This window comes from Streptomyces sp. NPDC107522 (assembly GCF_055657525.1).
Genome location: NZ_JBVKAU010000003.1, coordinates 403,885 through 424,499, shown reverse-complemented (window position 1 = coordinate 424,499; position 20,615 = coordinate 403,885). Strand labels below are relative to the sequence as shown.

General features: G+C 67.5%; 34 protein-coding genes and 1 other RNA gene. 19 read left to right on the top strand and 16 right to left on the bottom strand.

Features of this window, described 5'->3' with window-relative positions; translation table 11 throughout:
- Positions 1 to 2: 2 nt before the first annotated feature.
- The 16 genes from ACZ7L6_RS12010 to ACZ7L6_RS11935 all read right to left on the bottom strand — a co-directional run bounded on the left by ACZ7L6_RS12010 (position 3) and on the right by ACZ7L6_RS11935 (position 11,137).
- Positions 3 to 185 (bottom strand): hypothetical protein, encoded by a 183-nt coding sequence (locus ACZ7L6_RS12010; protein WP_471922566.1) that lies wholly within the window; start codon positions 183 to 185, stop codon positions 3 to 5.
- A 194-nt stretch (positions 186 to 379) separates the two neighbouring features.
- The gene (locus tag ACZ7L6_RS12005) at positions 380 to 718 is read right to left on the bottom strand and encodes a phage tail assembly protein (RefSeq protein WP_471922564.1); all 339 of its coding nucleotides are present in this window, start codon (positions 716 to 718) and stop codon (positions 380 to 382) included.
- 108 nt (positions 719 to 826) lie between these two features.
- Entirely contained in the window at positions 827 to 1,567 is a 741-nt protein-coding gene (locus ACZ7L6_RS12000; RefSeq protein WP_471922561.1) for a phage tail tube protein, read from the bottom strand.
- A 75-nt stretch (positions 1,568 to 1,642) separates the two neighbouring features.
- Entirely contained in the window at positions 1,643 to 2,137 is a 495-nt protein-coding gene (locus ACZ7L6_RS11995; protein ID WP_471922559.1) for a hypothetical protein, read from the bottom strand.
- Complete coding sequence (locus ACZ7L6_RS11990; RefSeq protein ID WP_471922557.1) at positions 2,137 to 2,520, bottom strand: DUF5403 family protein; 384 nt, start codon at positions 2,518 to 2,520, stop codon at positions 2,137 to 2,139. Before ACZ7L6_RS11990 ends, ACZ7L6_RS11995 begins: the two co-directional genes overlap by 1 nt.
- Positions 2,520 to 2,855 carry a phage head-tail adapter protein gene (locus ACZ7L6_RS11985; RefSeq protein WP_471922555.1) on the bottom strand — a complete coding sequence of 112 codons (336 nt, stop codon included), beginning with the start codon at positions 2,853 to 2,855 and terminating at the stop codon, positions 2,520 to 2,522. Before ACZ7L6_RS11985 ends, ACZ7L6_RS11990 begins: the two co-directional genes overlap by 1 nt.
- Positions 2,852 to 3,310, bottom strand: coding sequence for a hypothetical protein (locus tag ACZ7L6_RS11980; protein WP_471922551.1), 459 nt, complete (start codon positions 3,308 to 3,310; stop codon positions 2,852 to 2,854). Before ACZ7L6_RS11980 ends, ACZ7L6_RS11985 begins: the two co-directional genes overlap by 4 nt.
- Before the next feature lie 76 nt (positions 3,311 to 3,386).
- Entirely contained in the window at positions 3,387 to 4,448 is a 1,062-nt protein-coding gene (locus tag ACZ7L6_RS11975) for a hypothetical protein (protein ID WP_471922549.1), read from the bottom strand.
- An 80-nt stretch (positions 4,449 to 4,528) separates the two neighbouring features.
- On the bottom strand, positions 4,529 to 5,050 hold the full coding sequence (locus tag ACZ7L6_RS11970) for a hypothetical protein (protein ID WP_471922547.1): 522 nt from the start codon (positions 5,048 to 5,050) through the stop codon (positions 4,529 to 4,531).
- Position 5,051: 1 nt separating this feature from the next.
- The gene (locus ACZ7L6_RS11965; protein ID WP_471922545.1) at positions 5,052 to 6,074 is read right to left on the bottom strand and encodes a VG15 protein; all 1,023 of its coding nucleotides are present in this window, start codon (positions 6,072 to 6,074) and stop codon (positions 5,052 to 5,054) included.
- A gap of 14 nt (positions 6,075 to 6,088) precedes the next feature.
- A complete protein-coding gene (locus ACZ7L6_RS11960) occupies positions 6,089 to 7,516 on the bottom strand; it encodes a phage portal protein (RefSeq protein WP_471922544.1) in 1,428 nt (475 codons plus the stop codon).
- Positions 7,517 to 7,548: 32 nt separating this feature from the next.
- On the bottom strand, positions 7,549 to 9,195 hold the full coding sequence (locus ACZ7L6_RS11955) for a terminase (protein ID WP_471922540.1): 1,647 nt from the start codon (positions 9,193 to 9,195) through the stop codon (positions 7,549 to 7,551).
- Between the two features lie 19 nt (positions 9,196 to 9,214).
- A complete protein-coding gene (locus ACZ7L6_RS11950) occupies positions 9,215 to 9,643 on the bottom strand; it encodes a phage terminase small subunit (protein WP_471922538.1) in 429 nt (142 codons plus the stop codon).
- Positions 9,644 to 9,666: 23 nt separating this feature from the next.
- Positions 9,667 to 9,891 (bottom strand): hypothetical protein, encoded by a 225-nt coding sequence (locus ACZ7L6_RS11945; protein ID WP_471922534.1) that lies wholly within the window; start codon positions 9,889 to 9,891, stop codon positions 9,667 to 9,669.
- 324 nt (positions 9,892 to 10,215) lie between these two features.
- Positions 10,216 to 10,350, bottom strand: coding sequence for a hypothetical protein (locus tag ACZ7L6_RS11940; protein WP_471922531.1), 135 nt, complete (start codon positions 10,348 to 10,350; stop codon positions 10,216 to 10,218).
- Positions 10,351 to 10,627: 277 nt separating this feature from the next.
- Positions 10,628 to 11,137: a DNA cytosine methyltransferase gene (locus tag ACZ7L6_RS11935; protein WP_471922527.1), complete on the bottom strand. Its 510-nt coding sequence runs from the start codon at positions 11,135 to 11,137 to the stop codon at positions 10,628 to 10,630.
- 1,271 nt (positions 11,138 to 12,408) lie between these two features.
- On the opposite strand from ACZ7L6_RS11935, the gene ACZ7L6_RS11930 reads away from it, so the two are divergent.
- The 19 genes from ACZ7L6_RS11930 to ACZ7L6_RS11840 all read left to right on the top strand — a co-directional run bounded on the left by ACZ7L6_RS11930 (position 12,409) and on the right by ACZ7L6_RS11840 (position 20,586).
- Complete coding sequence (locus tag ACZ7L6_RS11930; protein ID WP_471922525.1) at positions 12,409 to 12,813, top strand: hypothetical protein; 405 nt, start codon at positions 12,409 to 12,411, stop codon at positions 12,811 to 12,813.
- 85 nt (positions 12,814 to 12,898) lie between these two features.
- Positions 12,899 to 13,525 carry a hypothetical protein gene (locus ACZ7L6_RS11925; RefSeq protein WP_471922523.1) on the top strand — a complete coding sequence of 209 codons (627 nt, stop codon included), beginning with the start codon at positions 12,899 to 12,901 and terminating at the stop codon, positions 13,523 to 13,525.
- 74 nt (positions 13,526 to 13,599) lie between these two features.
- An RNA gene (locus tag ACZ7L6_RS11920) (hammerhead ribozyme type II) lies at positions 13,600 to 13,666 on the top strand.
- 28 nt (positions 13,667 to 13,694) lie between these two features.
- Positions 13,695 to 14,162: a hypothetical protein gene (locus tag ACZ7L6_RS11915; RefSeq protein ID WP_471922521.1), complete on the top strand. Its 468-nt coding sequence runs from the start codon at positions 13,695 to 13,697 to the stop codon at positions 14,160 to 14,162.
- A gap of 31 nt (positions 14,163 to 14,193) precedes the next feature.
- Entirely contained in the window at positions 14,194 to 14,439 is a 246-nt protein-coding gene (locus tag ACZ7L6_RS11910; RefSeq protein ID WP_451290582.1) for a hypothetical protein, read from the top strand.
- 79 nt (positions 14,440 to 14,518) lie between these two features.
- On the top strand, positions 14,519 to 15,058 hold the full coding sequence (locus tag ACZ7L6_RS11905; protein ID WP_471922518.1) for an antirestriction protein ArdA: 540 nt from the start codon (positions 14,519 to 14,521) through the stop codon (positions 15,056 to 15,058).
- A 33-nt stretch (positions 15,059 to 15,091) separates the two neighbouring features.
- Entirely contained in the window at positions 15,092 to 15,403 is a 312-nt protein-coding gene (locus ACZ7L6_RS11900) for a hypothetical protein (protein ID WP_471922516.1), read from the top strand.
- Positions 15,400 to 15,654: a hypothetical protein gene (locus tag ACZ7L6_RS11895; protein WP_471922514.1), complete on the top strand. Its 255-nt coding sequence runs from the start codon at positions 15,400 to 15,402 to the stop codon at positions 15,652 to 15,654. The genes ACZ7L6_RS11900 and ACZ7L6_RS11895 overlap by 4 nt, the downstream gene beginning before the upstream one ends.
- 56 nt (positions 15,655 to 15,710) lie before the next feature.
- A complete protein-coding gene (locus ACZ7L6_RS11890; protein WP_471922512.1) occupies positions 15,711 to 16,043 on the top strand; it encodes a hypothetical protein in 333 nt (110 codons plus the stop codon).
- 11 nt (positions 16,044 to 16,054) lie between these two features.
- Positions 16,055 to 16,279, top strand: a complete 225-nt coding sequence (locus tag ACZ7L6_RS11885) for a hypothetical protein (RefSeq protein WP_471922510.1) — start codon at positions 16,055 to 16,057, stop codon at positions 16,277 to 16,279.
- Positions 16,280 to 16,306: 27 nt separating this feature from the next.
- Positions 16,307 to 16,714, top strand: a complete 408-nt coding sequence (locus ACZ7L6_RS11880; RefSeq protein WP_471922508.1) for a hypothetical protein — start codon at positions 16,307 to 16,309, stop codon at positions 16,712 to 16,714.
- A gap of 19 nt (positions 16,715 to 16,733) precedes the next feature.
- Entirely contained in the window at positions 16,734 to 17,318 is a 585-nt protein-coding gene (locus ACZ7L6_RS11875) for a hypothetical protein (protein WP_471922506.1), read from the top strand.
- Between the two features lie 75 nt (positions 17,319 to 17,393).
- On the top strand, positions 17,394 to 18,095 hold the full coding sequence (locus tag ACZ7L6_RS11870; RefSeq protein WP_471922504.1) for a hypothetical protein: 702 nt from the start codon (positions 17,394 to 17,396) through the stop codon (positions 18,093 to 18,095).
- Between the two features lie 13 nt (positions 18,096 to 18,108).
- Entirely contained in the window at positions 18,109 to 18,672 is a 564-nt protein-coding gene (locus ACZ7L6_RS11865; protein ID WP_471922502.1) for a deoxynucleotide monophosphate kinase family protein, read from the top strand.
- A 29-nt stretch (positions 18,673 to 18,701) separates the two neighbouring features.
- A complete protein-coding gene (locus ACZ7L6_RS11860) occupies positions 18,702 to 19,133 on the top strand; it encodes a hypothetical protein (RefSeq protein WP_007264297.1) in 432 nt (143 codons plus the stop codon).
- A gap of 19 nt (positions 19,134 to 19,152) precedes the next feature.
- The gene (locus ACZ7L6_RS11855) at positions 19,153 to 19,401 is read left to right on the top strand and encodes a hypothetical protein (RefSeq protein ID WP_471922500.1); all 249 of its coding nucleotides are present in this window, start codon (positions 19,153 to 19,155) and stop codon (positions 19,399 to 19,401) included.
- Positions 19,402 to 19,418: 17 nt separating this feature from the next.
- Positions 19,419 to 19,661, top strand: coding sequence for a hypothetical protein (locus ACZ7L6_RS11850; RefSeq protein ID WP_471922499.1), 243 nt, complete (start codon positions 19,419 to 19,421; stop codon positions 19,659 to 19,661).
- Between the two features lie 56 nt (positions 19,662 to 19,717).
- Positions 19,718 to 20,407, top strand: a complete 690-nt coding sequence (gene thyX / locus ACZ7L6_RS11845; RefSeq protein WP_471923375.1) for an FAD-dependent thymidylate synthase — start codon at positions 19,718 to 19,720, stop codon at positions 20,405 to 20,407.
- On the top strand, positions 20,404 to 20,586 hold the full coding sequence (locus ACZ7L6_RS11840; RefSeq protein WP_471922497.1) for a helix-turn-helix domain-containing protein: 183 nt from the start codon (positions 20,404 to 20,406) through the stop codon (positions 20,584 to 20,586). Before thyX ends, ACZ7L6_RS11840 begins: the two co-directional genes overlap by 4 nt.
- The last annotated feature ends 29 nt before the right edge of the window (positions 20,587 to 20,615 follow it).

The following is a 20,615-nucleotide window of genomic DNA, read 5'->3' as shown; positions in this document are numbered from 1 at the left end:
GCTTACCTCCGCTGGAAGTGCTTGTAAATCTCCGCGACGGTCCGCGGCTTCTTGGCCTTGTCCTTCTTCTTCGCGGCCTTCGCCGTCGGCCTCGGATAGGCGGGGATCTTCGGAGCTTTGCCCTTGCCCCACTGGCCGGTTGCGCGCGTGTTCTGATTGAGGGCGTCGAATAGGTCGGCCGTCATGTGACGGTCCTGACCCCAGCCGAAATGCTCACGGCCGCCCGACGCCAAAGCGACAGTGAGGGAGGTGTCTGGAAGCCTCTGCACAAGCAGAAGGACGAGCGCAGGAGAGGGCCCCCGGCCCTCGATCACGTCGGCGAGATCGACGCCGAAATGAAAGAGGAGATCCGGGTACAGCCCTTCCGCGTAGTCGTCGATCAGCCCTGCGAGGCCGAGGCTTCCCCCACCTGAGTGCTCTCGCCGTAGTGGCCGAAGATTTCGGCGAGGATCGCGAGGTCCCCGTCCACGGCTTCGAGGAGCTTGTCGGCGGCCTTCTCCGACTCCGCGATGGTGCGGATGGCCTGGGCCAGAAGCTCGGCCTGGTCGGCGTTGTCGTTGCCCATCTCTTCCTGGAGGGCCAGGAGCGCGTCACGCCGGGCCTTCGGCAGGCGGAGCGGGTTGAGCAGACGAACGGTGTCGTCGCCGAGGCTGATGTCGGTCGAGCCGTACTTGCGCTCAGCGGCGGCGCGGATGTCGTCGAGGGAGTAAGAAGCCATGGGGGTGCGGACCTCCAGAGAGAGAAGACAGGAAAGGGCTGCGGACCTGAGAGAGAAGGGGGGAAGCCCGGCGCGGGCGGGTCCGCATCACACCCGCGCCGGGAGCTATCAGGCGGCCTGGCCAGCCACCCAGGCCGTGCCGTTCCAGTACGCCTTCGTGGCGTCGCCGAGAACGACGTGCTGACCGGTGGTCCACGCGCTCGTCGGGGTGGCGATGACACCAGCCAGACCGGCGAGGTTCGCCGGGGCGATAGCGCCGTCCGGGGTGAAGGAACCGGGGCTGCCGGCGGAAGCGCCGGTCGCGAGGGTGCCGCCCAGGGGCGTGATCGCGTACGTCCAGACGTTCGAGCCGTAGGCCATCGGCTTGACGCCGAGCGGCAGACCGGCGAGGGACTCCGTGTCGGAGATCGCCATGTCGTCCGCGCGGTAAATCTCGGCGCGCGGAGCGTAGAAGGCGAAGTGGTTGTCGCCGTCCACGAAGACCGCGAGGAAGGCCGCCTGCGTCGGCTCGGGCTCCGTGGGAACGCCGACCGAACCATCCGGCAGAAGCGGGGCGTTGGCGCCGAAGTACAGCTTCAGCGCGGCCGTGTCGAACTGCTGGAGAGTGAACGTCATGGTCTCGGTCCGCGCGCTGTACTTCGTGCGGAGGGACTTGTTCTGAAGCGACCCGATGGTGGTCGCCTCACCACCCTCGGACGTGATGCCGAAGATGTCTTCGAGGGAGGTGTGACCGACGTTCTGCCACGGACTGACCGGGGTCAGGAGATCCGCCGGCATGGCCGTTCCGACCGGGGCCGTCAGGTAGTTTCCGGACCCGACGACAAGGGTTGCGTTGTCGTTGATCGCCAAGAGGGCTGCATCCTTACTCGCGCACGCAAAAGGCCCGCACCCCCGAAGGGGCCGGGCCTGCGTGAAGGGGAACTGTTAGGGGGTGTAGGGGCGAGTCCGCGGCTTGCGGATCTGCACGTCGTAGATCGACTCGTAACGCCAGATCCCCGTGGGGAGGTCGGCGTACTGGACCGGGCCCGTCGCGGTCGCCCAGTCCGTAGCCCGTCTCGGCGCGGAGTTGAGGTCCACGCGGATGATGTGGCCGAGGCGCGGATACACCTTCTGGTTCAGCCAGGCGTCGCGCATGACGACGCGGACGGCCTCGCCGAGAATCGCCGCGTCCTCGTCCCCGTTGGGGTCGGGTGCGAACGTGTTGATCACGATGCGGGCCGCGTCCGTGAAGCGGGTGTCGCCCTGCCACTGGCCCCAGGTCGGGTCGCGGCGGACCAGGACGAGGGGGAACTTCTCATGCAGGTCGACGAGGGACTTCACCCGAACATCGGGCAGGCCCTCGCGCAGTACCGCGAGAAGGAGATCCTCGACGGGGGACAGCTCCGCCATGGCCTTGATGTGGTCGGGGAGTCCTGCCATCAGTCGAGGTGCACCTTCCCCTTCCGCTTCTTGGGGAGGTTCGCGGCGCGAGCCAGGATGAACAGGCCCTCGGAGGCCGGGATCACGTCGAGGTAGGTAGTGCCGTCCTTACGCTTCTTGACGACGATGGACTCAGCCCGGCCGTACTCGATCGACAAGGCGGCGTCCTTGCCGCGCTCATCGTCGAGGATCACGTACTTGTCGATCCGGCCGTCCTCAACGTCGATCGAGGCGTGGCCTTCCTGGCGGTGCTGGAGTAGCAGGGCCTCGGCTCGCGCGGCGACTTCGAAGCGGGCCTCGTCGAGCGACCGCTGTACGCCGGGCATGCGGGCGATGTACTCCTCCAGCTTCTTGCCGCCCACCGTGTTTTCGATCTCTGCCATCAGGGCCGCTCCCGAATGTCGATCGACCAGTGCCGTGTACGGCGGTCGCCGTGGTGGTAGGAGGGCGGCGTCACGATGTCCCACATGCGGCCCTGGTACTCGACGCGGGACCACAGGGTGACGCCCTCGACATGGGCGTCCACGATCATGCGCGTCACGTTGATCTGCTGCTGACCGGGAACCTCGGCCTTGCCGGACCGCTGCGGGATGAAGGCGGCCTTGACCGTGATCGGGTTGTCCTCGTCCACGGCGATGACGGTGTTGCCCCGGTTGTCGACGAACTCCTTCGTCGCCCACACGATCGCGGTCTGCCCGCGCCTGCGCTGAACGCTCACCAGGGGCTCACCCCGTCACTGAAGAACGGGAAGGGGTCGCCGTTGTAGTCGACGGGGACGTGCCCGGCCGCGTCCCGCTCGGGGAGCTTCGTGCCCCACGTCGAGACGGGCACGCTGTAGATGCCGCGCTTGCGCCCGGCGAGGTCTTCGAGGAGACGGATCTCCTCGCGGGTGAAGTACACGCTGCCGGCGTCTCGGCCGTGAGCGTCCGACCAGGCCAGCGTCTCGTCACCGGCCCGGCTCTGGGTGTAGCCGTTGGGGTTGCGCACGTAACGCGCGGCGGCCTTCAGGACGAGGGTCTTCACCAGGCGGGGCGCCGTGGCCTCCGGCCACTCGCGGCCATAGGAGGCCGCAAGCTCCGAAGCGTCCATCAGAGCCCCCGAGGCGATGCGCTCCTCGTCCGCGTCCAACTCCCAATCGAGACGGCCCTTCAGCTCGTCGAGGGTTGCGTACAAGCCCCGACCTCCTTTCCGAAAGGCCGGGGGGCCGCGCTCCCGGTCTGCCCCAGGTCACGCGGCCCCCCGTTCACGATCAGGCGTTGGCCGGGTCGGTCTCCGCCTTCATGCCGGTCGGGGTCCACACCTTCGCGTCCGAGACGCCGGTGATGGTGGCCAGCTCGGACGAGGCCGCCGGGTAGTTCGACGCGCCGTCGAGGGTGAGCTTGATGCCCCGGACGAAGTGCTCGCCGGTCGAGACGATCTCCTTCTCGTTCACCGCATCCCAGCCGACCAGGACATCGGTCACCGAGCGGAAGCCCGCGTAGGTGTTCACGACGGAACGGTCCTGCATGTAGAGCGGGTCGTAGTCGCGGACCCACCGCAGGGCGATGGACTCGAACGAGGTGGTCGCGCCGTACGGAACCGACTGCGGAACCGAGGGTGCGCCGGACAGGAAGATGAACGCCGAGGACGCGAAGGCGTACGCGGCATCCGCGGGGATGGTCTGGTCGACCACGATGCGGAAGCCGAAGCGCTCGCCGATGGTGGCGGTACGGAGCGCGGTCTCGGCCTCGCTGTCGCCGACGTTCTGCGCGAGGTTCAGCTTCTCGTCGTTCAGGAGCGCCGACTCGAACTCCGTGCCGACCAGGAGGTAACGGCCCTCCTTCGGAGCGTGGAAGGCGTTCAGGACCCGGCGGGCCTCGATCAGCGCGCCGCGAAGGTTCTGACCGGCGTTGCCGATGACGGCGTTGTAGGTCTGGCCGGTCAGGAGGTTGACGGCCCGGCGCTGGAGACCGCGAGCAACCGCCTTGGACTGCGGGCGCAGGAGCTTCGACCAGTTGTCGATGTCGAAGTCGTTCTGCTCGTCGGTGAGCTTGACCGCCGAGTAGACGTTGCCGCCGAAGGTGACAGCGATGGTCCGCTCGCTGTACTCGTCGAAGACGATCGGCGAGGTTCGGTCGTTCCTCCACCCGTAGTCGTGGAACGGGAGGATTCCCTCGACCTTCATGGAGATCGTGTCGTTCTCGGCGCCCTTGAACTGGTCGACGCCCTGCTTCTGGAACAGGTTCGGGATGACGAGTTCCTGCTCCAGCATGCCGACTGCGGCATTGACGAGCTTCTGCGGCTTGACGACCTGATGCTGTGCGGTGGGCAAGAGTGCTACCTCCGGGGGCATGAAGAAACCCCCGGCCAAGTCAGCACGGGGGTTGCGTAAGGGGGGTCATGGGAGGGGCGCTAGAAGCGCCGGGATCGCCGCGCGAGCTTGCGCGGGTCCATCTCCCCGTCGTCCTCGTCGTCGGACGGGGTGAGGCCGCCACCCAGAGCGGGCGGGGCGGCCGGGGTGATGAGTGCCTGAAGGGCCTTGGCGTCCGCCTCCAGCTCCTCGGGAGTCGAGCCGCGCAGTCGCCCGGCCAGCTCCTGGGGGAGGTCATACTTCCGGGCCACGGACGCGACGACGAGCGAGTGCTCCAGCTCGGCGTTCTTCGCCTTCACCTCGGCGACGGCGGCCTCGACTTCCTCGGGCGTCTTCGCCTGAGACAGCTTGGTCTCGGCGTCCCGCAGTCGAGTGCGGTAACCGGCGGCCTCGCCGCGAACCTTGGCCAGCTCCTTGCGAGCCCAGTCGGGCAGCTCGTCTTCCGACGTGCCGCCGGCACCGGCCTTGTCGTCCGGCTTCTGCTCGTCGTCCGGCTTCTGGCCGGGCGGAGTCTCGCCGGGCTTCTCCTCGGTCGGCTTCTCGTCAGGCTTCTCTTCGGGCACTTCACGCCTCCGGGGCTGTGTCAGTGGACTGCCGCGCCTCCTGGGCTGCGGCTCGTTGCTTCTGGCGGATGAATCGGCGCCAGACCGATACGGCGTCCTTGCCGGTGTGGCCCTTCGTGACCTCCGGCCACAGGGCCTCGTACTGCCGCGAAAGCGCGGTCAGCTCGCTCGACTGGTACTGATCCCGGTTCCAGACCGGCATCGCGTAGCAGTGGCAGTTGTCGTGGTACTTGTCGCCGTCGTTGAACGTCGCGGACTCGCGGCTCTTGTAGACCGGGCCTCGGCTGATCAACATGGCGCACCAGCCGCACGGAGTGCCCGTGCGCGAGAGACGTACATAGCCGAGGGCCCGCCCGTCGCGGCGCATGTGGTTCCAGTTCGTTGACCGGGCGCCGTTCATGGCGATGCGGGACGCGGCTGCGGCCTGGCGTGCGCCTGCCTGGCGGTGCGCTTCCTCGGGATCTGAATCCTCGAGTTTCAGCCGGCGGTCGAGGTTGGCGGTGCCGAGGGCTTCCAGCGCGATCCGAAGTTCCTCTTCGGCCTGGCGCTCGATGCGCTCCTCGTCCTCGCGAATCCCCTTGAGGTCCTCGACGAGGATGCGTTCCCAGTCGGGCTCGTCCTCGTCGTCCTCGTCGTGTCGGGCGGGCGAGGCTTCCCCGTCATCGACGGTCGCGGCCTCGCCCCCCTGCTCTGTGGGCGGTTCGTAGTTGCCCGCCAGTTCGGCGAACTCCCGGCGCAGATCCGCCAGGGTCACGTGCGACGGTTCGGGGTGGTAGGGGTCGGCGACGGTCGTGCCGGTCTGGAGTGCTCGGGCGAGCCGGTAGTAGGCCCGCGCGAGGTCTCGGCTCTGCCGGCGTCTGCTCATCACGAGCGTGATCGCCTTGCGCAGCCAGGCCCCAGCCGTAGCGGCTCGCCGCTCGATCGGAACGTCCTGCCACAGGGCCAGGGCCTCAGCTGTGGTCCTGGCCCCGATCTCCGTCAGCGCGACGTGGAAGGCTGCCGCAACCTCGTCGGTCTCGGCCATCCTCGACAGCGCCACTACGCAGCCACCGCCACCGAATCCGTGGTGACCGGCTCAGGCTCGGCGGTTGCCCGCGTGAGCGCGGAAGCGAGCTGACCCACCGAGTCTTCTTCGTCGGCGAGGTCGTCCCACTCGTCCAGCTCGGTTTGCGTGACGTTCGGGACGCGCTTCCACAGGCCCTTCGCCGGGATGCCGAGCTGCTCGCGCAGCTTGCCCAGGGCGTCAGCGGCCTGCGCGAGGGAGCGCTGCTCCATGTCGCGCCAGATGACCTCGCCCTTGAAGTCGTCCACGCCAGCCGCGCCTTCCAGCTCGGCGGCCAACCTGAACACCCGCTCCCACGCTTCACCGAACACGGTCCGGAACTCCTGGATCTTGCGAGAGAGGGCCGTCTCGGCGGCCTGCAAGGCTTCGGCCGAGAGGTTGGCGATCTGCCCGAGTAGGTGGTGCGGGGGCACCTGCGCCACGGCACTGAGGTGCCGGATGCTCATGTCGATCGAGTCGATGAACCCGCCGAGCGGAGTCTCGTCCAGGCTCCCGAACTTCACGTCCGGGTCCTCGGCGAACAAGAACCGCTTGCTGTTGTGGTTGATCGGCAGGGGTATCGGGTTGCCCTGCTCGTCGTAGACGACCTCGCCCGTCTCCGGGTCGCGCTGGACCGGCGGGGCCATGCCCGTCACGGTCCGGACCTTCGTCGAGCCGTACGACTGGGCGAGCAAGAGGTCGAAGATCGTCTGGTTGATCCGGTTCTGCAATGGGATCATCGGCTCGATCACGCCGACCGTGCGGCCCTCAAGGTCGACCGACGCAGCGAAGCGGGTGACTGGGCATTCCGAGGCGCCGTGACGCTTGCCCTTGGCGACCTTCACGCCGTCCGCGTCGTCGAGAGACTTGAAGCGGACCGCGTACTCGAAGCGGCCGTCCCACATGCGGGCGGTGCCGGCGGATTCGCCGGACGGCCAGGCCGTGACGGTCAAGGCCGCGTACGGGGTGTCGTCGTTCGCCGGGTCTTCGTACAGGGCGGCCGTCCGCAGCGCGGACAGGCCCTTCGTCAGGACCACGCCCTTCACGCGCTCGGTCAGCGTGAACGAATGCCCGTACGTCAGCGCGCCCTTGTAGACGGCGGACTGCCGGGCGTCGAGGCGGGAACGCTGCCAGTGCTCCCACTGCGGGGAGGACAGGTCCGTCGCCGAGCCCTGGCCCTCGTCGTCACCCGCGCGGTACCCGTCCACGTAGAGGGCCTGCGCAGGGGTGTTGACGAGGAGAGGCGTCCAGTTCGAAACGGCGCGCTTCGCGAGGAGCCGGTACTCGTCATCCGCCATGGCGGGCATGTACGGGTCGTCATGCCTGCCGTGGAGGTAGTTGTCGATCCGGGTCAGCCGGTCTTTGTCCCGGCCAAGGATGGCGAGGAGCTGCACCGCCAGAGAAGCGGGCGAGGGGTCGGCCATGGTTCACCACCCTTGGTTACATGTTTACACCGCTACAGGAAGAACCCTCGGCCGGTCCGCTTACGGACCTTCTTGCCGCGGGCACGAAGGTCGACCAGGGCCTCGTGCGCCAACATCAAGGCGGCGTAGGCATCGACCTTCTTGGGCGACTCGCGCGACTCCTTGCCGAACGAGACGCCGTAGTTGTTGGTCCGTCGCCGCGCATTCAGCACGTGCCGGCGGAGCTTCCGGTCTCCGTCGTGGGAGACCTTGCGATCGAAGATCGAGCGCATGAGGCGCTCGTTCGCGAGGGTCGACGCCTTCAGGCTGGTCCGCATGTCCCAGCCGATCGCGTCCTTGCCAGGCGCCTTCACTGCCAGGCCCTCGCCGTACGTCGCCGACCACTCGGAGATGTAGGACTCCCAGAGCGCCACGTCGGCGTACATGCCCTGCACGGAGAACACACGGAAGGCGTCATGCACGGCCGAGTCGACCTGATCGCGGGGGACTTCCCAGTCCTTCCCTTGCGGTCCGTCCGGCTTCTCCCATAGGCCGAGCACGAAAGCGCACATGTCCTTGACACGCAGAGCCACCAGGGCCGTGCTGTCGTCGCGGAGGCCGCCATCGAACCCGAGAGTGATCTCGTCGCCGGGCTGGAGCTGCTTCGCGTCGTCCCGCAGGACATCCCACTCGGCCGGGCCGAAGAGGGCATCCTCGCTCGCAACGATCTGGTTGAGCCACATACGCCGCGAGCGGCTGGGCGCGATCGTCGTGTCGAGGATCGACTGAAGGATCGTCTCGACTCGGAGCCACACGGCGTCACCGCGGATCTTCGGCAGGACGATCCGAATTGCCTCGGGCGTCAGGGGAGTTGCGGGGTGCGCCTCGATCGAGTCGTACATGAAGCCGATGTCGGCCGCCCGGCCTTCGAGGATCTTCTCGAAAGCCTCGCGCATCCGCTCGGCCACGCTGTCTTCGCCGGGGAGGAAGGCGTTCGTGATCGCGAGGTAACGGCTGTCCTTCTTGGTGGCGTTACCGTCGATCGTCTCGTACATGCGGTCGCCGTTGTTGCCCGTCACCCAGTGGTGGGTTTCGTTCAGCACGGTGAAGGTGACTCGGCCACCTTCCAGCGCACGGAAGGAGCTGGTGACCGCTTCGAGTCTCTGCCGGCCACCGTTCGCACGGATCAGCTCGGCGCCCGCCTTGATGCCGTACGTCTCGATGAACTTGTCGCTCATGAGGCTCGGCATCAGGGTCATGGTGTTGCGGGTCTGGTCCCGCGAGACGGCCGCGATCTGCACCCACGCCTGGGGGTGTGGCACGCCGACCGGCTGCCCGTCCGTGCCCCAGTGCGAGAAGCGGCTCGGGCCGACAAACTCGACGAGCGAGATCACGGCCAAGAGCGGGTCCTTGCCCCAGCCCTTGAGCCTCTGCAAGACGCCCTTGCGGTAGATGAACCGGCCGGTGTCGTCGACCGCGTACCACCACAGGACGAAGCGGAGCTGCTCGCGCGTGAAGCGCCAGGGCCCGCTGTCCTCGGCCTTGAGGAACTCGGCGCACCAACCGGCGATCTGCCACCCGAGCGTCTGCGTCGGGAGCTTCCACGAACCGTCTGCCTCGCGTGCCCATGTGGGGCCCAGGAAGGTCGGTTCGAGGGCGTCGATCTCCTCGTCGGTGAGCTTCGGGGGGGCCTTCATCATGCGGGCTCACCCCCCGGAGCTACTCGGCGAGTCCGAGATCCTTCTTGTAGTCGGCGATGGCGAGCACGGCCGCGGATTGTTCCTCGGGCTCGGGCTCATGCAGCTCGATACGCACACGACGACGGTCGCCCTCGGCGACGAGGAGCCGCTCGAAGGCGCTGTAGATGGTCTGGAGCATCTGGCCCGACCGCTTCCCCGACTTCTTGTAGAAGGAGAGGTCTTCGCAGAGGGAATAGGCGAGGGCCCAGTCGGACTGCTGGTAGAAGTCGGCCTGGCCGCTCTGCTTCAGCGAGTCCCACAAGCGCTTCGCGATCGGATGCCAGTCGCGGTCGGCGTTCGGCACCTTCGTGGGCCGGGCAACGCCGCGCGTCACGGACTGAACGTCGCCGCCTTTGCGCTCGCGGGGGCGAGCCAGGTCGGCTTCACGGTTGGGTACGGGGCCGGGCACTGGCTCACCTCCTTCGAGTTAGGTCAGAACGTCCCGCCGGTTAGAAAGTGGGCAGACAGCCAGGCCATGAACGCGACCAGGACGAAGCGGCGCAGCCGGGTTGTCCGGTCGGGCACGGCGCCCTTCGCGGTGTGGAACCACCGCCAGATGTGTTCAGACAGGGTGTCGCCGGGTGCCTTCAGGTACAGGGCGGCACCCTCGATCACGACGAACAGAGCGAGCCAGGCAACCCAGGCCACAGTGAACACGGGCACCTCCTCACAGAAGGCCCGGATGGGCCTCGGTCCGCTTGAAGCGCTTGCCGTTCCGGCGCCGCTTGGCGGCTAGAGCGAGAGCGCCTTCGCGGGAAGATTTGGCCTGGTGATGCCACCCGCAGAGCGATCTCAGGTTGGCTTCTCGGTGGTCGTCACCAGGCACGATGTGGTCTACGTCCGTCGCGACTTCCTCGCAGCGCTGCCCATACTGATTTCGGGCGGTGCAGCGGTGTCCGTCGCGCCGCAGGACGCGGAGTCGGATCTTCGGCCAGTCCGCCGGCAGACGCTCTCGCCTGTCCGAGCCAGACCAGTTCGGCATCACACCTCCAGTTCGAGGAGCACTCCGAACGCGAGCGATGCCTGCTGGGGGACGACACCGTTGCCGAGGATCTGAAGCTGTTGTCCGCGCGTCAGGCCGGGAACGTCGGTGACGTATCCGTGAGGCAGGCCCATGAGCCACTCGACCCATCGCGCGCTGACGCGCGGGCTGCCCTGAAGGCCGATCTCGGTAGGCGGGGGAGCGGCCCGGCCGGTCACGTCCTCCCACCGACGAATGCCGGGGAGGTACTCGCCCCACCAGGAAGCGGGGGAATGGGGCCCGTCGATCTCGGGCTCAGGCTCGCGACCTTCGCGGATCGCGCAGGAGTAGGGGAGAACGAAGCTCGCCTCGTCGTCGAGCGTGGGGCCGTGACCACCAGCTCGGCGTTCGTCAGGGTGGCGGGGCCCGCCGTTAGACCCGAGGTTCGCCGTCGGTGTCTTCAGGGGTCGCGATGCAGAACCAACGGTCTCGCAGGTGGGGAGCACCAGCTTCGGAAGCTCGTACGCACACCCACCGCGCGCTATACCCGATCGCGGCCAGGTCGGAGATGACGACTTCGAGACCGCGCGTCCGGAGGTTCGAGACGTTCTCCAGGAAGAGGATTCGGGGTCGAATGACGCGAACTGCTTCAGCGACGTGGACCCAAACTCCAGAGCGAGCGCCTCGAATTCCAACCCGGTTCCCCGCAATGCTGATGTCCTGGCAGGGGAACCCTGCGGTGATCACGTCGACCAGGCCGACGAGCTGCGTCCAGTCGATGTCGCGGATGTCGCCGAGGTTGGGAGCGTCCGGGTACCTCTCGGCCAGGACGGCGCTCGGGCCGGGTGCGCTCTCCGCCACGTACACAACGCGGCCGTTCACGAGCGGTGCCACAGCCATACCAAGGCCGCCGTATCCGGCGCAGAGTTCGAGGAGTCTCAAGCAGACCCCCTCGCGCGAAAGACGTACGTACGTACTCGCGTCCTTCGTCTTCGACCAGGGGCCCCTTCGGGGCCAAGCCTCAACTTGCGCTGTACGTACGGCGTCTTCATGCAGGCGAGCCCCGCCAGGGGCTCAAGCCTCGCGAGCCTTGCGACTTACGTACTTACACTTACAAGTCGCTAAATGATCTTGCTTTCGGAAACAGGTCGGCCTGTGACCTCGCTCACACTCCGGCGGCGCCCGAAGGGCGACGGCGGAAGGAGGCAGCGGCGAAGGAGCAGTGCCGCCCGGAGGGCGGACAACATGAAGACCGCGAGCGGCTGTGGCGGCCGGTAGGCCGCCCCTTCGTGAAGACGCGAAGACGTACTTCGGTCAGGTGAGCGCGGCGGCCCTGGCCCTGTGCGGCGCCATGCATTCCTGTGCAGTGCCGGCGGATGCGCTGCAGGGCCCTTGCGTCGCCGCTGACCTGCGCATTTGCGCGGGCTTGACACGGGGCTGCGGGCCCCGGCCGACCCTGGAACCGTGGCAGAATCCGAGCTGCTAAGACGAGGCGGCCGGGAAAGCATCGCCGAAAGGGTCATACCCCCCACCCCTGTCGATCGGGTGTCAATACGGACACACGCGCGCCATGCCGGCCGCTTGGGTGTGAATCGGACATCAAGGCATCAGGCCAGCCGCTTGGGTGCAGAAACGGACATGCATAGGCATGTGTGTGTATCGAGCGCATCGCATTGCATAGGCGCACGTCAGTCACACATGGGCGCATGCGAGACAGAGCGCTATGCAAGGGCGTAAGGCAGGGCTAAGCCAGGCGCACAGCACAGACAGGCCAGAGCGGACAGCGCGCACGCGCGCATAGAGGCTAAGGACTCCAGCCCTGTCGGGACCGGGCGAGAAACCGGGGGTTGCCGAACGGGTCGGCAGTCGTGTTAAGGTGTGACCACACCACGACGAACGGCCCGGCAACGGGGCGGACGGAATGGCACGCAGGACCGGGAAACCGCAGCTCACGCAAGGGAGTTGCGGAACCGACCGGGAATCGTGTTAAGATGTGACCACGCCGAACGGATCGCAAGGTTCGGGAGGGGTAGCGCAACCGGCCACACGGTCCGGGCGGTAGGACAATGGGAGTGCCTACCGCTGACCAGGCCAAACGCGAAACTCCGAACGGCAAGCGTGATAAGGTGAGACCACGCCGAACCAGCCCGGTTCGGCGAAAAAAACCCGCTGGTGTAAACTTGAGACCAGCAAACCTCGAAGGGTAAGGTCACATGACCGAGTACGTGTTCAGCGACGCCGACCGCGAGTACGGCAAGCGCGTCGGAGTCAAGAAGTCGGACGGCGACTTCAGGTGTTACCAGTGCGTCGACTTCAGCTTCTACGAGCGGGAGGTCGCCGAGGGTGACGCGGAGGAGCGGTGCTCCTACTGCGGTGGGTTCGTCTTCATCACCCCGCAGGTGATCGCCCAGCTTGAGGCCCCGGAGCAGGTCCGGCCGGTCAACCTCTCGAAGCCCGACGTGCAGCGGTTCGACCTGCTGTCCATCGCGTTCCATCTGCGCAGCCGACTGGACGACGTGTCGTACGCCTACGACAAGGCCCGTCAGCGGATCGCGGAGCTGGAGGCCCGTCTCGCCGAATACGAGGACGCCGGTTTCGTCGAGACCGTCGACGCCTAAGCACCCTCTGTAAACATTGGACCAGGCTGCCCCTTCCCGCACAGGGAGAGGGCGGGGGCAGCCCCTCTCTCGAATGCGAGGACACATGTCGACCATCGTTGCCCCCTCCGAGGCCCGTTGGTACCTGATGCTGATCGTCGAGGACGCCCAGGGCGAGACGACGTACATCGACCACTACCTCGACGACGAGCCCGACGACGTGTGGGAGTTCATCCCAAAGGGCTGGGACCTCCTCGAAGACGAGTCCGAGGAGATCATCCGAGGCGCGCATGACTGCGAGTGCTGCGGCATGCACATCATGAACGCCCACGAGTGCGAGTCCTGCCGCAACGAAGACTGCGACCCGGCCAACTCGTGGCACTGCTTCACCGGGTACTGCGACGGCTCGGGGTGCACGTTCGAGGGCGAGTGCGAGCCGAACCATGAGGTCCGGGTCTGGCGCGAGAACGGCGACCTGGTGGGCCTGTGGGAGGTCGAGGCACAAGCGAACGGCCGAGTCCTGGTGACGCAGCGCGAGGGATACGAGCGCGACGCCGAATCCCGCTTCACCTCCCTGTGGTCGGCCTGGCAGTACGCCCAGGGCTGCGCCGAGATGCACGCACAGATCCTCCGCGACGAGTGCGAGTGCGGCGAGGACGACTGCGGCGTGATTCACGAGCACGGGATCTCCGTGCAGGAGGTCACCTCGAACAGCGATCTCGCACGGGCCTGACCCACCCCCTGAACTGCCGTCCCTCCCTGACCTCCCCCTCTCGGGGAGGGGCGGCCCAACTCCCCCGGATGCAAAGGCGAAACACCCCGCATGGGGTGTCAGCGGGAGGCGGTTCCTCCCCTCTGACGATGCCAGCCCGCATCGAACCATCCCCGAACGTGAGGATCACATGAGCACGTCCCTGCCCGACGCGATCAAGGCTGCCGCCGGCATGGTGGACCAGCACCGCGGAGTGGTCTGTCTCGCCCTGGCCACCGACCGCGAGGAACTGCGACTCGCGGCCCAGCGGTTCCGCAGCAAGGCGATTCACCAGCTCGCCAACGAGCGCGACGACGAGTCGGGCCTCGCGGGTCACGTCGGTACCGCGCTGACCAACCGCGTGAACACCCCGGCCTTCTGGGTCGAGCACCACTGGCAGACCATCTTGGCCGCCGTGGTCCGCCGTGAGGCTGCCGACCTCGCCCACCGCCGGTCGCTCCTGAAGTGGCTGGGCGGATACGAGGGGCCGACCGATGCGCCGGTCTTCAAGGTCCAGTCCTGGCAGTTCAAGTCGGCCGGTCAGCGCGCCGAAGCGCTCGCCGAGGTCAAGGCCGCACTTACCGCCGTGCGCGACGCCTCCCGCTCCGCCGCTGCCTGATCACCCACCCCTCACGAAAGCGAGCCCGATCATGATCAAGCCCGACGACCAGATCGCCTTCCTGGCCCCCGAGTGCTACGCGCTCTCCGTCCTCCTCCGCTTCGGTGACGTGGTGATCGCAGGGTTCTACGAGCCCTTCGAGATCGACCCCCGCGAGCAGGTCGTCATGAGCTTCGACCTCCCGACCTTCGAGGAGCGCGAGGCCGCAGCGAAGGCCCGCATCGACGAGGCCGCCATCGGCCACATCCTCGACGGCTGGGACCTGATCTCCGTCTGACCCCCCGACCCATCGGCCGCCCCCTGTCCACACAGGGAGAGGGCAGGGGCGGCCCCCCTTACCGCGAAAGCGAGGACACATGATCACGGCCCGCAAGATCGACCCGCAAGTCTGGATCGGTTGCCTGGCCTGCTACAACGCCGGTCGACTGGTGGGTGATTGGTACGCCGCCGACACGGCCGATCTGGTCACCCCGGCCGACCTGCACAAGCGGGAGACCTCCCACGAAGAACTGTGGGTGATGGACCACGAAGGGTTCTGCGGAGCGCTGGAGGGCGAGTGCTCGCCGGTCGAAGCGGCCGAGATCGCCGAGGCCCTGGCCAGCCTGACCGAGGACGAGGCGCAAGCGTTCGCCTGCTGGGTCGAGGTGTTCGGTGAGCAGTCCGATCGCGCCCACTGGGTCGACAAGTTCCGCGACGCCTACCGGGGCTTCTACGACGACGAGGCGGCCTACGCCCAGGAGTGGGCCGAGATGACCTCCTCGGACGAGGACAAGGAGCGCATGACGCGCTGGCCCTTCAACGAGATCGACTGGACGAGGGCGGCCGAGGAGCTGTTCAGCGGCGGCCTGCACGCCGAAGAGGTGCTCGGCGGAATCCACGTCTTCTGGTCCGACTGACCCGACCCCCTTCTCACACCACCCGCTGTAAACATGAGACCACAGGAAGAGACGCACATGATGCCGACCATTCGAAACGCCGAGTCCATCGCGCTCGACAGGATCAAAAGCCTCGTCGCCGACGTGCTCAAGATCGCGCGGGAGGTCACCGCCTGGCGCAACGACTACGACCCCGGCACGCAGGAGTGGTACACGCTCTGCAACCTCGCCCAGACCTCCGAGAGCCTGGCCCTCTCCCTGCCGGTCGAGATGCTCCCCGACGAGGAGTGGCGCTGGGTCAGCCCCGCCGAGTACGCGGCCTGCGACGAGATCCTCGCGCTGCTCGAAGGGAGCGAGGGCAAGTGAAGCTCCTTCGCGCCATCGTCGCCGGATTCGCCGCCGCCGTCTTCCTGATCCTCGCGGACTACGCAGGCGCCTACCACCTGCCCGAGCCCGCCAAGCCGAAGCCCGCCCACCCCGCCGCAACCTTCGACGAGCGCATGAAGGCCGAGCGCCGCGAGTTCTGGGGCGAGGTCGACGGACACCGCGACTGCTGGGCCCGCATCGGCGACACCTCGTACGTGCTCTGCCGCGACGGCTACCGCACCACTTCCTGACGCAAGCGGCCCCTCCTCACAGGGAGCGAGGAGGGGCCACCTCGAAAGGCTACCCGATGGACACGATCCGCTGCGGCGACTGCGGCGCCCCCTTCGGCCTCCGGCCGGACGGCCTCTTCCAGTGCGACGGCAAGCAGGCCCACGAACTCGACCCCCGCGACATCGACCTCGACGGCTCCGACGTGTGGGCCGTGAACGCCGCCGGCACTCTCGTGATCGTCGCCGACCCCGCCGTCACCGCCGAGTGGGCCCGCGAGGCCCTCGACACCTACCTCGAAGACGAGCTCGGCACCTGGGGCGAGGGCGACTCGATGCGCTCCTTCCTCGAAGCGGTCGACGACCTCCTCGACGCGGCCTGTGCGGGCCTCCCCCTCCCCAACACCCCCTGAAAGAGCCCGACATGAAGAACCTGCGCGACCACATCGACCTGACCGCCGAGAAGGCCCAGATCGACGCCGACATGCAGTACGCCGTGACCTTGGACTTCGGCCCGTACCTCGGCTACCTCGCCCACTACGGCCAGACCCTCGCCCGCATGGCAGGCGAGTACCGACAGCACGAGATCGCCCGCCGAATCCTCACCGCCTACGCCGACGAGGCCCTCGACCGCGCCAACGGCAACTGACCCCAACTCCCCTGAAAGGAAGCCAACATGACCGCCCCGTTCCTCTCCTCGTTCCTCCGCCCCAACCCGCGCAACCTGGAGAGCCTCAAAGCGGCCTGGGCCCGCATGCTCGAACTCGGCTACACCACCCGAACCGAGCCGGTCGACGAGCCCGAGGGATGCACCCGAACCCGCTGCGCTGGAGTCCACGAGGGCTACCCCGGCAGTGAGCACCGATGGGCCCTGTACTGCCTGCTGTGCGCCGCCGACATCGAGGTCTTCTACAGCCACATGCGGGAGCGCAAGGGCAAGAACCCGGCGCCGCCTCGCCGCCACAAGGGCTGCAAGTTCAGCGGCCCCAGCCGCGCCCAGGCCCGCGCCGCCCGCTACGCCGAACTCGGCCTCGACCTGCCCGCCTGGGACACCGACGCCCACGCCGCCCGCATCGCCGCCTGACTCCTCGAAGGAGACCAACATGTCCGACGTACTCGCCACCACCGAAGACGGCCGCTTCCGCGTGCGCCTGGTGCTCGACGAGCACCCCGAGAACCCCCGCAACGACGCCGAGACGCTCGCCCACGTCGTCACGATCGACACCCACCTCGGGCAGTACCACCCTGTCGACAAGGACGGCGGCCCTCTCGCCTGGGCGTGGGAGCGCCTGAAGTGGAACCGCTGGACCGGCATCGACATCTTCACGCGCTACGTCTCGATCTACCACGGCGGGATCGTGCTGGAGTCCAGCCCGCAGCGGGGCCCGCGCTCCCTCTGGTACGTCACCGGCGAAGAGGCCCGCGCCATCGACGGCGGCCTCCTCACCGAGGGATACGTCGAGGCCGAGATGCAGGAATACGAGGCATGGGCCGAGGGCGACGTGTGGGGCTTCGTGGTCGAGGAGCGCGTCGACTGGACCCGTGACGATGATCCCGACGAGTCCATGGAGACCTGGGAGCACGTCGACTCCTGCTTCGGCTTCTACGGCAAGCCGTACGCCCGAAGCCAGGCCCGCGAGGCCCTCCGCTTCTACGCCGCCCGAACCGCCGGCACCGAAGCAGCCTGACCCTCACCCCACCACGGCCGCCCCGTCCATACAGGGAGAGGGCAGGGCGGCCCCCTCACAGAGAGCAGAGAGACCATGAGCGAGACCGAGTTCGAGTACGCCGGACACGTCGGCCTGTCCTTCGGAACCGTCTACTTCGAGCGCCTGGCCGTCGAGCCCAACGACAAGCCGTGGGCCACCACCGACCGGCCGTGGGTGACCACCTACCGCGTGAGCGGCCCCCGAATCCGCGGGACGGTCCGGATCACGCCGAAGTACGACGAGCCGCTCGTCACCTGGCACACGAACGGCCCCAACGAGAACGCCTGGGAGTTCCTCCCGTCCGGCTTCTACGTCGGGTACGGCCGGACCCACTACGCGGACTGTGAGGGCGACCTCGAAGTGTGGGGTTCGCAACTGGCCGAGGGCGCGCACGTCTACACGAAGCGCGAGATGGACTGGAACATCTCGGTGCGCCGCAGGGAAGGCGGAATCGACGACTACCCGGCGCCCAGGGGGACGCGCGACAAGACGCGCGAGCTGATCCGGGCCCTGGTCGAGCTGCACCAGGATGACGCCGCGCTCGTCCACGAGAAGGCCGTCGCGCTGGCCCGAGAGAAGCGCGCCAAGCGCACGGCCACCCTGCGCGAGGAGTACCGCGAGGTCGACCGGATGCTCCGCGAACTCCAGGGCCGCCACGCCGAGCTGCAAATGCGTGTCGGCCTCATGGAAGGCGCCTGGTCCTTCGAGACCGCCATCGACGAGGCGGCCCCGGCCGTCACCACCCGCACCGCCTGAAGGAGACAGAACGATGAACGCCCCTCTGATCGGTCTTGCCGGCGCTGCGCGCTCGGGCAAGGACACCGCAGCTCAGTCGCTCCTCGACCTGGGCTGGACGCGCCGAGCCTTCGCCGACAAGGTCCGTGACGTGCTGTACGCGATGAACCCCCTCCTCGACGAGTCGTCGTACGCCGATGGGTTCACCTCTCTGCGGTACGAAGTCGACCACTACGGCTGGGAGAGCGTGAAGGAGATGTACCCGGAGGTGCGCCGCTACCTTCAGCGCCTCGGCACTGAGGGCGGCCGGGAGATCCTCGGCGAGTCCGTGTGGGTCGACGCCCTGTTCCGCGACTCCGAGTCGTGGGGGCCGACCGTCATCACCGACGTGCGGTTCCCCAACGAGGCGAACGCGATCCGCGAGCACGGCGGCCTGGTCGTGCGAATCGAGCGGCCCGGCATGAAGCCGATCCGGGAGGCCGGGCACTCCAGCGAGAACGCGCTCGCCGGGTACCTGTACGACGACGTGATCCTCAACGACGGCACCGTGGAACAGCTCCGCGACCGAGTGATGCAGCTCATCCCGCTCCATCTGTAAACATGAGACCGTCGTGTTAAGGTTGGCCCATGCGACTGACCCCCCGAAAGGAAGAGGTCGAGGCGATAAAGGCGCTCCTGGAGGACCCCACCTTCGAGAGCGCCGACCAGATGGCCAAGGCCGTCTTCAAGGAAGCCGCCGACCTCATCCAGATGCGCAACACGATCGCCCTCGTCCACACCTGGGCGGACGGTCACCGCGGCCTGAACTTCGGCCCCTTCGGCAGCGAAGCGGAGGTGAAGACCTTCGCCTCGAAGATGGCGTTCGGAGGCACAGGCCGCATGGTCCAACTCCACAGCCCCGGCGTGATGTTGGCCAACGTGGACGGCAAGAAGGGCTGGAAGGGCTACTGCTTCCACCCCGAATGCGGCCACGCACCCTTCACCCACTCAGCAGCAGGCGCCGGCAGAGGCGCCTGCCAACTCCCCACCTGCCCGTGCGACAAGTTCCGGGCGAAATGACCCCAGATCGGAAGCCGCCATGACCGAACTCCGCGCCCCCAAGATGACCCCGGCCGAGATCGCCGAACTGCGCGCCCTTCGCGAAGGCCCGCGCGTAACCCGAGATTTCCTCGTCCGCCTGGCAGAGCACTACCTGAAGGCCGAGGTCGACGGAGTGATCAACCCGGCCCGCCACCTCGCTGATCACCTCGGCGTTCAGCGTCAGACCGTCCTCACCTACATGCGGATGGCCCGGAACAGCGGCCTCGCCCCGAAGAACCGCCCCTAAGCCGAAGGAAAGCCACCATGAAGACCGTCGACTTCCACACCTGCGAGTGCTCGGACAAGCGGGCCTTCCCCGACAAGCGCTCCGCCGAGAAGGCTCTCGGCCGCGCGCAGGCCAAGCGCGACCGTCAGGCCCAGTCGATCCGTGGGCGCGGCCCCATCAACCGCGAAAACCGCGTCTACGAGTGCGACTTCGGCATGTGGCACCTGACGAAGCAGTCCCGCCGCTCCTACGAGGACTACGCCGCCAACTACGCGGCCTGACTGTAAACATTGGACCGAAGGAACAAGCCGTGACCGACCTGACCTTCCGCGACGACATGACCGTCCGCCTTATCAAGCACGCAGCCTCGGACGCCGATGCAGTCTTCGCGGCCCGCGTATCCACCCAGGGCGCCGATTCGCTCCCCGCCGAGATCCTCGGCGCCAGCGAGAACGGCCTGATCAACTACCTCATGCGCGAGCGGCACGGCAGCCCCTTCGAGCACAACTCCATGACCTTCTACGTAGAGGCGCCGATCTTCGTCCTCCGCGAGTGGATGCGTCACCGGATCGGGGTCAGCTACAACGAGGAGAGCGGGCGCTACCGGGAACTCGGCCCCGTCTTCTACGTGCCGGCGGAAGACCGCAATCTCGTCCAGGTCGGCAAGCCCGGCCACTACACCTTCGAGCCCGGCTCCATCCTTCAGGGTGCGGTCGTCCGAGAGGCCACTCGCGCCGCCTACGAACACGCCTGGTACTCGTACCGCACGATGCTCGCCGCAGGCGTTGCCCGCGAGGTAGCCCGCGTCGTCCTGCCCGTCGGCACGTACTCGTCGATGTACGTCACCTTCAACGCCCGCTCCCTGATGAACTTCCTCGCCCTGCGCACGCACAACGAGTCTGCGGCCTTCGTCTCCCATCCTCAGCGCGAGATCGAGATGTGCGCCGAGAAGGTCGAGGCCATCTTCGCCGACCTGATGCCGGTCACCCATGCCGCCTTCGAGGCGAACGGGCGGGTCGCCCCTTGACGGCAGGGGGGAGTAACCGGCTGCTGACGCCGACAGAGGTCGCGGACTGGCTGAAGGTCAGCGAGATCACCGTCAAGAACAAGTACCGGACGTGGGGGTTGAAGGCCCAGAAGGTCGGCCGCCTCCTGCGATTCCGCGAGCGCGACATCGTCGCCTATCTCGAAGATCACTACGGGTAACAGGCACAGCGTTGCCTTGCCCAAGTACG

Coding starts and splice junctions, on each gene's coding strand:
- ACZ7L6_RS11865 (WP_471922502.1), top strand. CDS start 18,109: ATGAACGCCCCTCTGATCGGTCTTGCCGGCGCTGCGCGCTCGGGCAAG.
- ACZ7L6_RS11890 (WP_471922512.1), top strand. CDS start 15,711: ATGGACACGATCCGCTGCGGCGACTGCGGCGCCCCCTTCGGCCTCCGG.
- ACZ7L6_RS11960 (WP_471922544.1), bottom strand. CDS start 7,516: ATGGCCGACCCCTCGCCCGCTTCTCTGGCGGTGCAGCTCCTCGCCATC.
- ACZ7L6_RS11930 (WP_471922525.1), top strand. CDS start 12,409: ATGACCGAGTACGTGTTCAGCGACGCCGACCGCGAGTACGGCAAGCGC.
- ACZ7L6_RS11855 (WP_471922500.1), top strand. CDS start 19,153: ATGACCGAACTCCGCGCCCCCAAGATGACCCCGGCCGAGATCGCCGAA.
- ACZ7L6_RS11900 (WP_471922516.1), top strand. CDS start 15,092: ATGAGACCACAGGAAGAGACGCACATGATGCCGACCATTCGAAACGCC.
- ACZ7L6_RS11955 (WP_471922540.1), bottom strand. CDS start 9,195: ATGATGAAGGCCCCCCCGAAGCTCACCGACGAGGAGATCGACGCCCTC.
- ACZ7L6_RS11910 (WP_451290582.1), top strand. CDS start 14,194: ATGATCAAGCCCGACGACCAGATCGCCTTCCTGGCCCCCGAGTGCTAC.
- ACZ7L6_RS11870 (WP_471922504.1), top strand. CDS start 17,394: ATGAGCGAGACCGAGTTCGAGTACGCCGGACACGTCGGCCTGTCCTTC.
- ACZ7L6_RS11940 (WP_471922531.1), bottom strand. CDS start 10,350: ATGGGCCTGCCTCACGGATACGTCACCGACGTTCCCGGCCTGACGCGC.
- thyX (WP_471923375.1), top strand. CDS start 19,718: ATGACCGTCCGCCTTATCAAGCACGCAGCCTCGGACGCCGATGCAGTC.
- ACZ7L6_RS11925 (WP_471922523.1), top strand. CDS start 12,899: ATGTCGACCATCGTTGCCCCCTCCGAGGCCCGTTGGTACCTGATGCTG.
- ACZ7L6_RS11875 (WP_471922506.1), top strand. CDS start 16,734: ATGTCCGACGTACTCGCCACCACCGAAGACGGCCGCTTCCGCGTGCGC.
- ACZ7L6_RS11860 (WP_007264297.1), top strand. CDS start 18,702: ATGCGACTGACCCCCCGAAAGGAAGAGGTCGAGGCGATAAAGGCGCTC.
- ACZ7L6_RS11915 (WP_471922521.1), top strand. CDS start 13,695: ATGAGCACGTCCCTGCCCGACGCGATCAAGGCTGCCGCCGGCATGGTG.
- ACZ7L6_RS11885 (WP_471922510.1), top strand. CDS start 16,055: ATGAAGAACCTGCGCGACCACATCGACCTGACCGCCGAGAAGGCCCAG.
- ACZ7L6_RS11965 (WP_471922545.1), bottom strand. CDS start 6,074: ATGGCCGAGACCGACGAGGTTGCGGCAGCCTTCCACGTCGCGCTGACG.
- ACZ7L6_RS12005 (WP_471922564.1), bottom strand. CDS start 718: ATGGCTTCTTACTCCCTCGACGACATCCGCGCCGCCGCTGAGCGCAAG.
- ACZ7L6_RS11880 (WP_471922508.1), top strand. CDS start 16,307: ATGACCGCCCCGTTCCTCTCCTCGTTCCTCCGCCCCAACCCGCGCAAC.
- ACZ7L6_RS11850 (WP_471922499.1), top strand. CDS start 19,419: ATGAAGACCGTCGACTTCCACACCTGCGAGTGCTCGGACAAGCGGGCC.
- ACZ7L6_RS12010 (WP_471922566.1), bottom strand. CDS start 185: ATGACGGCCGACCTATTCGACGCCCTCAATCAGAACACGCGCGCAACC.
- ACZ7L6_RS11990 (WP_471922557.1), bottom strand. CDS start 2,520: ATGGCAGAGATCGAAAACACGGTGGGCGGCAAGAAGCTGGAGGAGTAC.
- ACZ7L6_RS11995 (WP_471922559.1), bottom strand. CDS start 2,137: ATGGCAGGACTCCCCGACCACATCAAGGCCATGGCGGAGCTGTCCCCC.
- ACZ7L6_RS11905 (WP_471922518.1), top strand. CDS start 14,519: ATGATCACGGCCCGCAAGATCGACCCGCAAGTCTGGATCGGTTGCCTG.